This is a genomic window from Sporosarcina sp. BI001-red, from assembly GCF_003384035.1.
Taxonomy (GTDB): Bacteria; Bacillota; Bacilli; order Bacillales_A; family Planococcaceae; genus Sporosarcina.
In genome coordinates this window covers 232,986-248,169 of record NZ_QQAK01000012.1, presented here as the reverse complement: position 1 = coordinate 248,169, position 15,184 = coordinate 232,986, and the positions used below count along the sequence as shown (strand labels likewise).

Annotated in this window: 15 protein-coding genes and 1 riboswitch; of the genes, 4 read left to right on the top strand and 11 right to left on the bottom strand. The window is 37.3% G+C overall.

Annotated features, from left to right (window positions below; translation table 11 throughout):
• Positions 1-293: 293 nt before the first annotated feature.
• Both DVB69_RS10615 and DVB69_RS10610 read right to left on the bottom strand, forming a co-directional pair.
• The gene (locus DVB69_RS10615; RefSeq protein WP_116019084.1) at positions 294-1,982 is read right to left on the bottom strand and encodes a methyl-accepting chemotaxis protein; all 1,689 of its coding nucleotides are present in this window, start codon (positions 1,980-1,982) and stop codon (positions 294-296) included.
• A gap of 547 nt (positions 1,983-2,529) precedes the next feature.
• Positions 2,530-3,801 (bottom strand): RidA family protein, encoded by a 1,272-nt coding sequence (locus tag DVB69_RS10610; RefSeq protein WP_116019083.1) that lies wholly within the window; start codon positions 3,799-3,801, stop codon positions 2,530-2,532.
• Positions 3,802-4,613: 812 nt separating this feature from the next.
• On the opposite strand from DVB69_RS10610, the gene DVB69_RS10605 reads away from it, so the two are divergent.
• Positions 4,614-4,820 (top strand): hypothetical protein, encoded by a 207-nt coding sequence (locus DVB69_RS10605; protein ID WP_116019082.1) that lies wholly within the window; start codon positions 4,614-4,616, stop codon positions 4,818-4,820.
• A gap of 76 nt (positions 4,821-4,896) precedes the next feature.
• Here the strand turns inward: DVB69_RS10605 and DVB69_RS10600 are convergent, their stop codons facing one another.
• The 4 genes from DVB69_RS10600 to DVB69_RS10585 all read right to left on the bottom strand — a co-directional run bounded on the left by DVB69_RS10600 (position 4,897) and on the right by DVB69_RS10585 (position 8,172).
• Positions 4,897-5,688 carry a sulfite exporter TauE/SafE family protein gene (locus DVB69_RS10600; RefSeq protein WP_233505379.1) on the bottom strand — a complete coding sequence of 264 codons (792 nt, stop codon included), beginning with the start codon at positions 5,686-5,688 and terminating at the stop codon, positions 4,897-4,899.
• Positions 5,689-5,911: 223 nt separating this feature from the next.
• Positions 5,912-6,142 (bottom strand): hypothetical protein, encoded by a 231-nt coding sequence (locus DVB69_RS10595; protein ID WP_116019080.1) that lies wholly within the window; start codon positions 6,140-6,142, stop codon positions 5,912-5,914.
• 473 nt (positions 6,143-6,615) lie between these two features.
• Positions 6,616-6,867, bottom strand: a complete 252-nt coding sequence (locus DVB69_RS10590) for a hypothetical protein (protein ID WP_116019079.1) — start codon at positions 6,865-6,867, stop codon at positions 6,616-6,618.
• 393 nt (positions 6,868-7,260) lie between these two features.
• Complete coding sequence (locus tag DVB69_RS10585) at positions 7,261-8,172, bottom strand: DMT family transporter (RefSeq protein ID WP_116019078.1); 912 nt, start codon at positions 8,170-8,172, stop codon at positions 7,261-7,263.
• Positions 8,173-8,346: 174 nt separating this feature from the next.
• On the opposite strand from DVB69_RS10585, the gene DVB69_RS10580 reads away from it, so the two are divergent.
• Positions 8,347-8,907, top strand: coding sequence for a helix-turn-helix domain-containing protein (locus tag DVB69_RS10580; protein ID WP_116019077.1), 561 nt, complete (start codon positions 8,347-8,349; stop codon positions 8,905-8,907).
• Between the two features lie 263 nt (positions 8,908-9,170).
• Here the strand turns inward: DVB69_RS10580 and DVB69_RS10575 are convergent, their stop codons facing one another.
• From DVB69_RS10575 to purD, 3 genes are all read right to left on the bottom strand, one after another.
• A complete protein-coding gene (locus DVB69_RS10575; protein WP_116019076.1) occupies positions 9,171-9,614 on the bottom strand; it encodes a GNAT family N-acetyltransferase in 444 nt (147 codons plus the stop codon).
• A 385-nt stretch (positions 9,615-9,999) separates the two neighbouring features.
• Positions 10,000-10,692: an aspartate/glutamate racemase family protein gene (locus tag DVB69_RS10565; protein ID WP_116019074.1), complete on the bottom strand. Its 693-nt coding sequence runs from the start codon at positions 10,690-10,692 to the stop codon at positions 10,000-10,002.
• Positions 10,693-11,075: 383 nt separating this feature from the next.
• On the bottom strand, positions 11,076-12,347 hold the full coding sequence (gene purD / locus DVB69_RS10560; protein ID WP_116019073.1) for a phosphoribosylamine--glycine ligase: 1,272 nt from the start codon (positions 12,345-12,347) through the stop codon (positions 11,076-11,078).
• A 211-nt stretch (positions 12,348-12,558) separates the two neighbouring features.
• Positions 12,559-12,660: riboswitch (purine riboswitch) on the bottom strand.
• A 307-nt stretch (positions 12,661-12,967) separates the two neighbouring features.
• On the opposite strand from purD, the gene DVB69_RS10555 reads away from it, so the two are divergent.
• Complete coding sequence (locus tag DVB69_RS10555; protein WP_116019072.1) at positions 12,968-13,696, top strand: potassium channel family protein; 729 nt, start codon at positions 12,968-12,970, stop codon at positions 13,694-13,696.
• A gap of 159 nt (positions 13,697-13,855) precedes the next feature.
• On the opposite strand, the gene DVB69_RS10550 is transcribed toward DVB69_RS10555, so the two are convergent.
• Entirely contained in the window at positions 13,856-14,269 is a 414-nt protein-coding gene (locus DVB69_RS10550; protein WP_116019071.1) for an SRPBCC family protein, read from the bottom strand.
• Complete coding sequence (locus DVB69_RS10545) at positions 14,266-14,592, bottom strand: ArsR/SmtB family transcription factor (RefSeq protein WP_116019070.1); 327 nt, start codon at positions 14,590-14,592, stop codon at positions 14,266-14,268. The genes DVB69_RS10550 and DVB69_RS10545 overlap by 4 nt, the downstream gene beginning before the upstream one ends.
• A gap of 204 nt (positions 14,593-14,796) precedes the next feature.
• Between DVB69_RS10545 and DVB69_RS10540 the strand changes: the two genes are divergently transcribed.
• On the top strand, positions 14,797-15,180 hold the full coding sequence (locus DVB69_RS10540; protein ID WP_116019069.1) for a GntR family transcriptional regulator: 384 nt from the start codon (positions 14,797-14,799) through the stop codon (positions 15,178-15,180).
• Positions 15,181-15,184 lie beyond the last annotated feature (4 nt).

Here is a 15,184-nt window from a genome sequence, read left to right as displayed (position 1 = left end):
ATCGTACCATAATCACCCAATTGGGAGTAATTAAAAAACACCTATATAAGGTGTTTTGATAAGTTATGGTCAGGATGCGACACAATAAAAGCTTCAATAGAAAGGGCTTTGTTTTGTCATGAAACATATCCGTTTGCACATAGACTAATATGAAGGTTGTGTTCATCAGACAGGAAGGTTGTCCCTGTCACCAAGGACACCCTTATGTTAAGCTACCTGTTACTTCCGCATTCACTCACAGTGCGGTACTTACCCCTATAGACTCCGCATGTGATTTTTCCACTTTCTTTAATTTAAACTTTGAATTTCCTGACTTCGTTCTGAAGTTTTTCAGCAACCTGAGCTAAACTTTGTGCATTTGAGGAAATCTCTTCATTTACAGAAAGTTGTTCTTCAGTTGCAGCACTTACCGAGTTCGATTCGTATGAGGCTTGAATAGCAAGCTGTTCCACTCTTTTTGAACCCTCGAAAACCTCATCTGTCTTTGTGCGTACTTGTTCAATTGTTCTGCTAACAGCTGACAGTTTATCATTCATCTTAAGTGTTGCATCTTCAATGCCATAAAACACTTTCTCCGTCTCTTTTGACACGGATTGCCCTTTTGTAATTTGGTTTGATCCTTCTTCAACACTACCTACCGCGCTGTCCACTTTGTGAACCATATCATCAATCATCTTGCCTATTTCTTTCGCGGAACGTTTCGATTGTTCTGCAAGATGCCTGACTTCCTCCGCAACGACTGCAAATCCTTTGCCATGTTCACCCGCTCTTGCAGCTTCTATGGCAGCATTCAATGCAAGTAAATTTGTTTGTTCAGCAATTGTTGTAATCAGTGTTGTCACTTGCCTAATTCGTTCCGAATACATAGCCATTTCACTTATTGTTACAGAAGATTGCGAAATGCTATAACTAATTTTCTCCATTTGTTCTGTAAATTCTTTCACTCTTTTCCTTCCAGTTGATACGAGTTGAGAAACCGACTCGGAAGCTTGTAGCATTTGATTATTGTCTTCATTCATTTGAGATATCCCTTGCAGCATCTCTTCTATGTAGCAATTGGATTCGGTGACTGTCGTTACTTGGGAACTGCTCGCCAACCTATTTCTCTCTGTAATTTCCGAAATAGTATCAGAAGAAGCAAGACTTTCCTCAGAACCAGCAGATAAGTTTTCAGCTTGTTCTGCAAGCTGAGTGGCTGAGTATCTTACCATCGATAAAATTCCCTTTAAGTCTTTAGTCATTTTATTGAAAGCAATAGCCATTTCTCCAATTTCATCTTTGTTTCGAATTAGTAAGGCATCTGCAGTAAAATCTCCCATAGCAATCTTTTTCAATGCTTCTGTCATTTTCTCGACTGGTCTGGCGATACTTATACTGATTCTTTGAGCAACAACAATGCTTGCAATGAAAGCGATGATCATCAAGCTAGCTATTACAATTTTAATCCAATTTAAAACAGCTAGCAAAGACTGTTCCGTCTTCACTTGTTCTCTTTTTTGATGGTCAATTAGTTTTTTTAGAGTTACTGTAACGGAATCTTGATAATAGGCAGCTTCCTCCGCTAAAGCCATTGCACTTTCGATATTTCCTTCACTGACATCTCGGATAGTCAGTTCACTAATTTCTTCATAACTTTTTGAGGCTTCTATCACTTCCTTCAATAATTCACGTGCCGATGGCGTTCGAACAATTTTATTCAGTTCTTTCAATTTCCCATTAATTGAGTTCATGTTTTCCTTCCGTTGGTCAACATGTGACTCATCCTTATAGATGATATATCCACGGATATTTTTTGCTTCTTCGTTTTGTTCAGACAAAATCTGTTCGAATAATAGTACTTTCTTTATTTTATCATCAATTAAAAATCGATATTCGTTGTTTAATTTAGAAAGTGACAATATTCCTGATACACCGACAACCACTAAAATTGTTAGTAAAAGTAGAAAACCAAACCATATTCTTCTTCTGACGCTTAATCTCATACCTTTGGGCCCCCACTATTCATAGTCAATTTAGATTATAGACTATAGTGTTAAAATATGGTGTAAAGCTTTTGTAAAGAATGATGCAAACTACTCAATAAAACCATTTTGTAAAGAAATATGTAGTCCCTTTGTCCTTGATTCTACTTCTAACTTCGGAAAAGCTAATGAGTCATAATTCCGTTCTGTTCTTTTCGTCAAAAAAAGTATAGTGCTACTTTAATCCTTTTTCTGACCATTGTTTGTTAGGTAGTACGTTTGCCCCCCCATTCAGTCGATCATCTGGTTCTTCTCATACGTGAATAGGATCTCTGACAGATCTGTGTTAATCGCACGCTCTCAATGCATTACCTTGCGGATGAATTGAATAAGCGTTGTTTGACTGTATGCAGGCTGACGTTTGTCATACTCTAAAACAAAAAACATCGAGATCTCAGCCATAATCGGCTAAAATCTCGATGCGTTTTACTATAGGAACTGCTTTTTTTACATGCACCATCGGCATTAACGTGGTACTTTGATCGTTCCAGTATTTACAAAAAATCTATTACGCTTTTGGAGGTGTTCCTTCAGCGTTTCCTACAACTACATCGATTTGGATGAGTGCATCATTAGGTAAAGCTGACACGCCAACTGTTCTACGTGCTGGCACTCCGCCAGGGAAGAATGTTTTGTAAGCTTCATCCACCGCATCCATGTCTGCAATGTTTTTAACGAAGATATTTACTTTAACTACATCGTCCAATACGTGGTCAATGCTTTCTACAATTGCTTTGATATTTTTCAAACACTGTTCAGCCTGCTCTTTTACACCACCAGATACCAATTCACCAGTTTTTGGATCCAAAGGCAATTGAGCTGAGAGGTGATTGTAATGAGAGAATGCTACAGTTTGTGTAGATAAAGAACTCTTTGGTGCATTTTCAGTGTTTTTTGCCCATATAACGATTCCGTGTCTGTCTTCTATAGCTTGTGGTGGTGTACCGTCACCATGTGACACTACTGCTTCAATTTGCACCAAAGCCCCCATAGGTAAAGCTGAAGCTTCGACTGTTGTTCGTGCAGGTACATAGGCAACTGCTCTAGCGATAGCTGAGTCAGGGAAGAATGTTTTATACACTTCGTTTACCGCTTCAGTGTCCGAAAGGTTTGTAAGGAAGATATTAATTTTAACAATATCGTCTAAAGGAACGTCAATACTTTCTAAGATTGCCTTGACGTTTTTCAAGCATTGTCCAGCCTGCTCTTTTGCACCGCCTGTTACCAATCTGCCCGTTTTAGGATCGATTGGCAACTGAGCTGAAAGATTATTGTAATGAGAGAAAGATACAGTTTGTGTAGACAGAGCACATGTTGGTGCATTTGCCGTGTTATTTGTCAGCTTGATGAGATCACCTGCTTGTGGTGCGTTTGGAATTGACCCTTCGCCGTGTGTAACAAGTGCTTCTATTTGTACTAAAGCATCCATAGGCAAAGCTGCAACTGCAACAGTTGTCCGTGAAGGAACATAGGTTGGGAAGAATGTTTTATACACTTCGTTTACAGCGTCAACATCTTGGATATCCGTAACGAATACAGTGATTCTAACGATATCGCTCATCACGTGATCGATGCTGTTTACAATTGCTTCAATATTCTTAAAGCACTGTTCAGCCTGCTCTTTTATACCACCAGCCACCAATTTACCTGTTTTAGGTTCGATCGGCAATTGAGCTGAAAGATTATTGTAATGAGAGAAAGCTACAGTTTGTGAATATAAACCGTTACCATTTGGAGCTTTATCTGTACTTTTTGCGGATACTGCGTTGAAATTTGTCATGAAAGTATTCCCCTTTAATAATAGTTTTTTATACATATTTATTAACTCATGTTTCGCACCGTGAAAAACGGACTAAACAATGGTTCCGTGTTTGAATTTACGAAAAACGGAATAGATGAGAGTCTTGTGTTCGAACAAAGCCTCAACATCAGTATATTCTTTACCTTACCATGAAAGTTTCTATAATCCATTATTTTTACGAAATTGCAAGACTAACAAAACTGTTTTTAATGTTAGTGAAAGGTACTTGTGCAAGAAACAAACGTGAATGTTTAAACAAATTTGAAAGTTACTTGGGCATGAACCTTTTACTAAACTAATCCGCTTACGAGGGTTTAAGAAATAATAATTGACCCTCAGAAAAATCGTATTCGTTTTTCTTAATGCTCCCCTTGAATCTTTCTCCGATCATCAGAGTGTAATTTGCATATTAGAAAAATCGTTCCAACTCCCTCAATGTTCAGCCCTACTTGATCGCGGAGTGCTGTAACTCAAATGCTTGTCCCGTAATCATACTGTGTTTATCACATTTGCTTAGTATTCCCAGTTCTAAGCTAAAGATACTTAGGAAAGTTCTCGCAACTATAAACACGATTACTTCCGGCGTCATTAAACGCATATTTTTAGCTTCCTGTGTGTTCTTCATTCTAGAAAGTCTAATACACATACAAATATGTCCCGAAATAGTAATTGTCATTCAAAGTAACAAGCCTTTATTTATCACAACGTTTTGGTAACCACTTCATACTATAAGTTATAAGCCATTATTCAATAAAGGATGTGTAACCATTAATAACTTCAATAATAACCCAATGGATGTAGATGGTACTTCCCCTGAAATTTACGCTGCTAGAATTGGATTTATCGGAACATTACTCTCCACATTAGGCGATGGTCTTCAGTCAATTGGTGCAGGAATTGTACTTCAACAACTAGAAAACCAAAGTATTCTAGATGCACAAACCCAATCAGATCAATCAAATCAACTTGAATCTATGCAAAACAAATTGATCAATTAACTAAGAAACTAGAAACAATGGAGAAAGAAAGTTAATGTCTTTTTTCTTGCGTATGTAACACGATATTATTCAATTGTTATTCAAAAATCATGGTAAACACCACTACTACAAGCAATGCCAAATAGATCTTGGAAAATAATTGGTCGGGCAGACGATGTGCAACGCGCGTTCCAACAGGGACGCCTATAAATCCTCCAACAACAATGCCAATAAATGCCGGAATATAAACAAAGCCAAAAGACCAAGAAGGAAGATCGGGCTGCTGCAATCCATTAAATATAGAGGTTCCAGCCCCTAAGATTGCTATAGGTAGGCTTAATGGGGTCGCGAGCGAGACGGCATTGACCATTTTTAATCGACAATTTCGCAAGAACGGGATAGTCATCAAACTTCCACCAACACCAAGTAATGTGGCAATAAAACCAATCCCCACTCCTACAAATGATGTTTTGGTACGACTTGGCATCATAATGCTCTCCGTGTTAACCTCGATAAATGATCTTTTAAGTAGAGAAGATACTAGTGTATAAATAACAAGAAGTATAAATAAGTATCTGAGAACATCGCCTGTGACAAAGGGTGAGGAAAGGCCTCCGATTAATGCCCCTACTGCAATTGCGGGTGCTAGCTGGAAAAAGATGAACCATATAATATGTGCTTTACGATGATGGGATATTGTTGAGTTTATTGAATTGACAATCATGATAGCAAGCGACGTTCCTATTGCAACATGCATAACCAATGAGTCAGGTACATTCAGTTTCGGTAACAACAAATACAATACGGGTATTACAACTAGTCCCCCGCCAAATCCGAACATACTTGATAAAAATCCCGTCAATATACCAAACGCTAAAAAAATTATCATTAGATACACGAAAATCCCTCAATCTTGGCTGAATAAATACTGTTTACATGCCTTTTTATTTTTCTAACTATACCACTTTATTCAGTTGGTTTTCATGAAAGCTACCTGTGAGCTAAACATTTATGAAAGGTCTTGTGATAGAAGCTTTTTCAAGAATAACAAAAAAACCACTGAGAGTGGTTTTAATTGTCAGATACGCTGTGTGTGAAACAAACGTGAAGGTTTATACAAACATGTAAGTTTCTTGAGCAGCATTTAAACCGGAATGAATAAACGAGAAAGTCTTGAAATCTTTCTTTTGTAATCGACGGTCTGTTACGGTTATAAAGTCGATGTCACTAGAATCATCCATGGAAGCATTAAGTGCAATTGAGCAATGGATATACAACCCTTCCAGTTTGCCTGGTAAATGTGTGTCAAAGAGAATAATATACTCCACCAATACAGTTTCCACGGCATATGGTAGCTTCTTTAAATAATCTTTCCTCCCTCTCTGATTACTAACTAGTTTGGGAAAAAGGCAGGAATAATGTTTCTGATCATATTAATATAGAAATATATATCCATTTCCCTCCCCTCTCTTGATGTAGTCGTATGGAAGGTCCAACAACTGTATTAAATTGTTTACTAAACGATTCAATTACATCTACCCTATTATGCTGATTGATGAAATGATTATCAGACTGTATTTTAAAGAATATTAAAATACCTTATGATCAAATGGCCTTTCTTGTGGAAATATTTTTCTTATCCAATAGAAATGCCTAAAACCCATGCCTAGTAAATTTATTTACTAGGCATGGGTTTTAGTGATGAATTTCAAAAAGCGGATGCTACCGGTTCGTGAACTAACAGTGAATGTTTAAGCGTACATGAGAGTTTTGGTGCACAAATATCATCTTTATGAGGACGGTCTCTGTTTCCTATTTAATGAATGTGCTTACTTTTTATATATTCCATGCCTTTCTCAGTTATTGCTAAAACAAGATTCGCCGATTCTTTTCCAGTGTCCACTGCATATTCCTTATCGATAAGATATTCAATGGCCAATTTGCTATTTACGTCAGCACTTAGCATTGATTTAGGAAGAGTGTAGCTTTCTCCGTTATAGGCAAAGTGATAGTCATATAGACTTTGTAGCAGCATATCCGATAATTTGTTTTCGTCTTCGATTGTCATGAATAATCCCTCCTATAGTTTTACAATTCGATAAAAGAGGGATGAATCCTTCATTTAAAAACGTAAAGGAACTAGAGAATTGTGTCGATGTTCGAAACAAACGCGAAAGTTCCTTGCCCAGACACTTCTTACTCCTTTTCAAGACAATGGCCTAGTTGTGAATTACAATATTTATTATATAATACCATAATAAACCAATTAGGAGTATTTAAAGAGCAAGGAATATATGGTGTTGAAACGACAAGTTATCGTCCGGATTCGACATAAAAAGAGCATCAGTAGACGATCTCTTGTTGTTCAACCAAAGTCCTCGATTGTGTTATCGAAATGAGCCACATATACCAAAGAGGTTATTTTAAGGGGATTCATCCAATCGTTGTACGTGAATAAAATCTATTCTTTGAACGCCGATTGATCTGGCTTTTTATTAACATTTTTTTGTTGTAGTAAAAATAATGCTAGACCGATCAAAATAATTGCTATCCCCATTCCCTGTTGTAAAGAAATCACCTCATCCAAAATGAAATAAGCGAGTATGCAAGTGCCTATTGTTTCTCCTAATATACTCATTGAAATAACTGAGGTACTTATCCATTTCAATAGCCAATTAAAAATTGTTTGTCCTAATATGGTTGCAACAAACGCTAATCCAATAAAGGACCACCATGTATCTACGGAATAATCAAAGAAAGGTAGTTGCTGACTGAATGCAAAAGTTCCTAAAAATATCGCACTGCTTCCATACCCAATAATTGAATATAGAACAAGAGATATCTCTTTACGAATAAGCTGTCCAATGAAGAAGTATCCTGTAATGACCCCCGCCGCAATAAAAGCAAGTATATCGCCAAATAAGGCTTGTCCACTCATTTGAAAGTCTTGCCATCCAATAATAATACTTCCTAAAATTGCGACGAGACAGCCAATTACAGCCCCTTTTCGGAAGCGCTCCTTAAAAAGGAAATAGCCTCCAATTATTGAGAAAAGTGGCTGCAGTGTAACTATAACCGTCGAACTAGCTACAGAAGTGTAGTTTAATGATTCAAACCACAATACATAATGAATTGCTAGAAATCCGCCCGATAATACCCCAATTCCCCATTGTTTTTTTGATATTGAAAATAATTCTGTTCGGTTCTTTTTATTGAAGAACAAAAATGGTAAAAGTATTACTGTTGCAAAAAATATCCTATAAAATGCAGTAATTGTCGCAGGTGCATCTGCTAATTTCACGAAGATAGCTGAAGTAGATAAAGCAAATACGCCTAAAAATAAAGCCATGTAAGAAATAAGTGGTGATTTCAAATCTATTCTCCTCCTTGATGTGTGTTTACAATAATAAAAAATATGCGTTATAATGTACAGGTGCAGAGGCAAGTATAAAACAAAAATATCATCGATAACAGTGTTCATTCTCCATGTTTAGTAAGTAAGCACAAAAAGGGTTAAACATACATTATTTTAGAAAGGATTTTCGATATGAACAACCATCGACTCGGACAAACGGTCTTACAATATCGTAAAAAGACGGGTATGACAATTCGTGAATTCGCCGACTATGCAGGAATCAGTACCTCACTTATTAGCCAAATAGAAAGAGGACAAGCAAATCCATCGTTAAGTGTACTAGAACTGATTGCACAAGCATTAAATGTGCCATTGTTTACGCTATTCATTAATGAAATTGATATCGATTCACTCATTTCTAGAAAGAAAGATCGAAAGAAGGTGTATCGTGAAAATAACGACCATATTGTCTATGATGTTTTGACGCCAGATTTCATGAAAGCACGAATTGACCTCTTAATAATGGATTTAAATGCACATGCTTCCACTACGGAAAGCCACTTTTCACACGATGACAAAGAAGAAATTGCAGTCGTCATGAAAGGACAAGCTTATGTCGAACTTGAAGGTACCGAATACTTACTAAACGAAGGAGATGTTGTACGCATTCCACCAAATGTCAAACATCGATTTTTAAACAAAAGGGATGAATCCAATCATATTTTGTTTGTATTAACCCCAGCTTTAGTTTAAATAGACCAATCTTATAGTAGTGCTTAAAGCGAGCGTTATTTCAAACCATAAAAAGGGTTGTTCTAAAAATCGACTAATAATCGACTTTTAGAACAACCCCGTAATATGGTTTAACTTTCTATAACAAATGACCTTTCAAAAACATCTCGACAATTCTTCGACTTTGTTCTCAAACACTTTTAAATGGTATTATTCTACAATTATCTTCTGTAGCGTTGACCATATCTATTAACGCGCCCTACTCTTGAAGGCAGTAAAAACTATTAAAGTAAATTTAATTCATATTGACAAAATTCAGAGTCCCTTACATACCCATTCTTCTCATACAGTCTTTGAGCAGATAAGTTATCCAATGCCGTACTTAGACTTATACTTTTGGCACTTGTTTCAATAGCGAAATCTTTCGCCTTATGTAAAAGCATTTCTCCAATTCCTTGTTTTCTAGCATCAGAATCAATATATAAATCATTTAATATCCAAGCAGTTTTCATTGAGATTGATGAAAACGTAGGATAAAGTTGCGTAAAACCTAGATACTTTTGATCTTTTTTAACAACAAGTATTACGGAATCTTTATTTTCTAAACGCTCTTTTATATAAATTCTTGCTCCCTCTAAGTCTGAAGTTTTTTCATAAAACATACGGTATGAATTAAATAACTTTGAAACTCCTTCTAAGTCCTCAATCGTCGCTTGATATATTTCCATTTAAGTTCTCTCCTTTTAATGTCCTAAATTTTGAATCATTATACCTATATAAATTACGCTTTGGCATAGTGGTCGGTTTGCTGGGCGACAGGTGTTCAGTTAACGCCCTCGATTATATTAAAAAATACTTATGATAACTCTCTCCAGATAGTTAACGCAGCAGGATAGCTCTTTTCAATGATATATTCTGTGGAGTAAGTTAGACTTTTTCCAAGCCACTAACAAAGTTTTGATGTTGTATCTCTATCGATAATGGATCAACAGTTTTCATATCACTGAGTAGCTCTGCTATTTCTTTTACTGCCGGTGTGTATTCATCTTCGGGCTCTCCCATATTAAGAATACGTATAGAATCCCACTCATTGATGATTTCTTGAACAAGCATTTAATTTTTCAAAGATAAGTTTACTGCTTCCAGAGCATGTATATGGGTTGTATCAAATAGAGGAACCTCGGAATCACCTGGCTTTATTAATAGTCCAATTTCAGTACAGCCTAGTATAATCCCTTGGGCTCCAGAGATTATCAGGTTTTGAATAATACGTTTATAATACTCCCTGGATTCTTGATGAATCTTACCAAGGCATAATTCATCAAAAATGATCTTGTTTACAATCTCTCTTTCTTCCGCCTCAGGTACAATAACATTTATCCCCTTAGATTCGATCCGTGATTTATAAAAGTCCTGTTCCATCGTGTATCGGGTTCCAAGTAATCCTATATTTGTTATCTCTTGTTTGTTAATTTGTTCTGCTGTAGCATCAGCGATATGCAATATGGGGATATTGATTTTTGATTGTATGGCATCTACAACCTTATGCATAGTATTCGTGCATATAAGAATAAATTCTGCCCCGGCTTTTTCTAGTGAGCTAGCTGCGTCTCCTAATTTTTCACCAGCATTTTCCCACTCACCTTGGGTCTGAAAACGTTCAATTTCTTCAAAATCAACACTGTATAAAAGACATTTTGCTGAGTGTAATCCACCTAATCTTTTTTTAATTTCTTCGTTGATGATTTTGTAATATTCAGCTGAAGATTCCCAACTCATTCCACCGATAAGACCGATTATTTTCATGTTTGTCTCCCACTTTCTTTTCTCAGATCAACTTACTAACTTCTGAAGACATCAGCATCACTTTGACTATGAAATCAACTGGACCGCAATTGGAAGAACAGTATTTATCCTATCATACCATAATCGCCCAATTTTGATTAATTAGAAAGCACGAAAAGTAAGGTGTTGTAACGACACATCATATGTTTAGTGAGTTGCAAAAGTAAGACGAATCTCATTACTTTCCTACTTTTCACTTCACAGGTCAAACGCAAAAAACCACACCTTTTAATTAGAGCGACAAGGGTGGTTTTACATGGCATTAGTTTGAAAGACTAGATTTCATTATTTCTAATATTTATTTCCTGGAATTGTTCGAAGGAATTAGATAGTTATTATAGATTTCAAGAAAAATCATACTGAATAGCACGATATCCAATATCACTTCTCCAAAATACACCCTCTTCATGAATCTTTTCTAACTCCTTATAAACCAACGTCTGCGCAGTAAGAAGGTCCTTTCCCTTCGCAGTCGCAAGGACCACTCGGCTGCCATTTGTCACAAACTCTCCGTTTTCATTCTTCGAAGTACTAGAATGATAAATATCTAGATCAGCACTAATCGTATCCAAACCAACTAGCTGAGTTCCTATGGCAACTTCATCTGGATAACCTTCAGCTGCGATGACAACTCCGATGACAGATGCGGTATCCCATTCAAGTTCGTATGACTTACCTTCGAGTACAGCGAGGAGTGTTTCAACCAAATCATTTTTTAATCGCGGCAAAACGACTTGCGTCTCGGGATCACCAAAACATGCATGGAGTTCAATTACTTTCGGTCCTTTATTTGTTACGATTACTCCTGCGTAGAGAACACCTGTAAAAGAACGATCTTCTGCTACCATGGCGTACGCAGCAGGTTCTAAAATTAGTTCGATGGCGTCTGAAATTACGTATTTGGGAATTTGTGGAACTGGGGAATAGGCTCCCATTCCCTCTGTATTCGGACCGGTGTCTCCGTCAAATGCCCGCTTATGGCCTTGTGCGATCTCCATCGGATAGACATTCTTGCCATTCACAAAAGCCATTAATGAAAATTCTTCACCTTCCAGGAATTCCTCCATAATGACAGATGTCGAAGCTTCTCCAAACTTTGCTTGCACGAGCAATTCTAGAAGTGCTTCAACAGCCTCTTCTTTCGTGTGGGCAACGACGACACCTTTTCCATCAGTAAGTCCATCTGCTTTAATTACAATCGGAACGCCGACTTTATCTAAATGAAGCAAAGCGGTTTCAAAATCTGTAAAGGTTGCATAGGCAGCAGTTGGAATTCGATACGTCTTCATGAGCTTGTTTAAGAATGTCTTACTTCCTTCAATAATGGCAGCTTGTTTGTCAGGACCGAATACTTGTAGGCCCGCTGCTTTGAAATCGTCCACAATGCCATTGACCAACGGTGTTTCAGGACCTATGATCGTTAATGAAACGTTATGTTTTTTAGCGAACGCAATTAGTTCGTAATGATTTTCTTCTGAAATCGGAACTAGTTCTGCTACATCTTCCATCCCTGGATTGCCGGGTGCAACAAATACAGTTTGAACACGTTTACTCATCGAACATTTCTTCGCCAGCGCATGCTCGCGACCGCCTCTGCCAATCACTAATACGTTCATGGAATCACCCCTACGGTTAATGAAAATATGTACATCGTTTTAAATTTTGGAACCTAGTGTTTACAATGGCGAACGCCTTTAAACGCCATTGCAATGCCATATTCGGACGACTCGTAAAAATAGAAAAGAGCAGGGAACATTCTCGAAAAAGAGAAAGTTCCCTGCTCTGGATAAGTTACCTTTTACAAAAAAGGACAGACCTATTTTAAGTAAAGGGTGCACTTTCTCTCATAGTCCGATAATTTACGGTTATCGGGTAGAAACGTTCGGGCCATATTCCCGGAGATATATGAGAGATATAAGTAAGTTCGTAACCATCTTACCAATCTATTAACATTTGGTCAACATGAAACCGTACGTTTTAATGACATCGAATAAAAATGTTCGTTTTATGTGTTTATACGGACGTAAATCGCCCTATTTCAGTAGTCATATTAATCGTTTCGACAAAAAACGACAAATTATGTAGCGAATTATTTTACTGAATGGGCAAAAGTGTTTTACTCGATTATGAAACCCGCGAACAACTCTATTTCTTGATTAATAGAAACTGCCCGGCTTATATAGTATTATAATTACTTTAATCCCTATTGATCACTGAAGGAGTGTCACCCGTTGTCATGAAAAAACGTTTTAAACTCATCTATGAACTCTTTATGTTCTCACTAGCCATCCTCTCCGTTTCTTTTATCTGGATTCAAAATGAGTCTTTACAATATATTGATAAAATCGTTTGGTTCATCTTCTTTGTAGATGTATCCATTCGTTTCTTCAAAAGTAACAATAAATTAGAATTCATTAAGAAAAATCCATTTGATATTATTGCTATTATTCCGTTTGATTCGGTGTTCCAATTAGCTCGATTAGCCCGTCTAATCCGTGTGGTTCGAGCATTCACCATTGTGAAAAGGTATGCGAAACCTGCCCTTGCGATTTTAGAAATTAACGGATTACAACGAATTTTGACATTCACCGTAATCTTGATATTTGCAGCAGCAATTCCCATCCGATTTATTGAACCATCCATTACTACATATGAGGATGCATTGTGGTGGAGTGTCGTTACTGCAACTACTGTTGGCTATGGTGATATTTCAGTAGAAACTGGTTTAGGAAGAATCATTGCCATCGTCCTAATGGTCTTCGGTATCGGGCTACTTGGAATGATTACAGGTTCAATTGCCACGTATTTCATTAAAGAAACTGAAAGTGACGACCCTACTACGGCTTATTTAAAAGGTCAGTTAGACCGCTTGGACGAGTTATCTAAAAGTGAACTTGATGCTTTCATAGCAATTTTGAAGAGTAAGAAAGAACATGCGGAAGTTGTTGAGGAATTAGATGAGTAAAAGTGGTTAACAAAAAAAAGTAACCATCTTCCCCTTAATAGATGAGATGGTTACTAGTAAACACGTATTTCCTCTGACCAACAACGCATCTTGAGCAGCCACATAATTTGACTGAGTGTTGACGCACTTGGTCTTTTTTGTGTAGTTTTCTTAGTGCACTTAAGCTGCCAATAATTTTTCGAGCTGATCGCCCATCATCGTCCAGGAATATTTAGCACCCTCGATCGCCCCTTGGCGTGCTTTGGTTTCTTCACTAAATCCAGATTGTTCGAAATGTAGCTCTGTTCCTCCCTCTGCACTTTCTTTCAATGTCCATGTGACAGTTGTCGCTTCTCCTGCACTTACCCATGTATAAGAAATTGTATGAGGCTCCTCCACTACTAATACTTCACTATCTACAATCCCATTCCACCATTCGTTTGGCTCTGCACGGAATTGAAACTTATGTCCAACTTCTGCTTTAAAATCATTATCCCAGATCCATTTTGCCAGCTTTTCTGAATTGGTTAACGCATTCCAAACTTTATCGATCGAACTTTTATATTGAAAATCTAAAGATACATCAGGTTTCATAATTCTTCCTCCAATAATTTGTTTAGTTTTGCAAAGCGGTCTTTCCAGAATCCTTCGTAGAAGGTAACCCAATCTTGAATTTCTTTCAGCGGTTCCGCATTGAGACGGTACCTCGTTTCCCTGCCAACTCTTCGAGCATTCACGAGACCAGCTTCCTTAAGAATTGACAAATGTTTAGAAACGGCTGTGCGCCCCATTTGAAAATGAACCGTTATCTCATGCAGTGGCAGTTCATCAATATCAGCCAACAGTCTAATTAGTTTCCGCCTCGTCGGATCAGCAACTGCGCCATAAACGTCTGTCACTGAGTTTTTTTCGTTCAAGATCAACCTCCTCCTCTTTCAATTTTCCCTATCATTTGTCTTGTTATACGTCTAAAACATTAGAAAGAGACACCATTCAGTGTCATATTTATTATAGGACACTAAACGGTGTCTCGTCAAATATCTTTTTAAACTACACGTTTGTTATACATATATTAGAACAGTTCTGCTATACTAATAATAGAACAGTTAGGAGGCGACCAGTTGTTCATACAAATCGAACCAACTTCAGATATTCCAATTTACACACAATTAGCCAATCAGATCATTGAATTGATTGCACGGGGTCAATTAAAAGGAGGCGATGCGTTACCTTCCGTGAGGGCTCTTGCTTCAGACCTCAGTGTGAATATGCACACTGTCAATAAGTCCTATCATGAGCTGGTGCATAAAGGAATCATACGGATTGTCCCGAAATCCGGGGCTATCATTAATCCTATAGTTCAAGAAGGTATCACGAATGAAAATTGTCACAGGATTATCGAGCAACTTAAACCTATTATCGCTGAAGCTCTTGTGCTCGGTATGAGTCCTGAAGAGATTGGGCAGCATGCTTCATCTATTCTTGTAGATTTAAAGGGGGAATAACCAC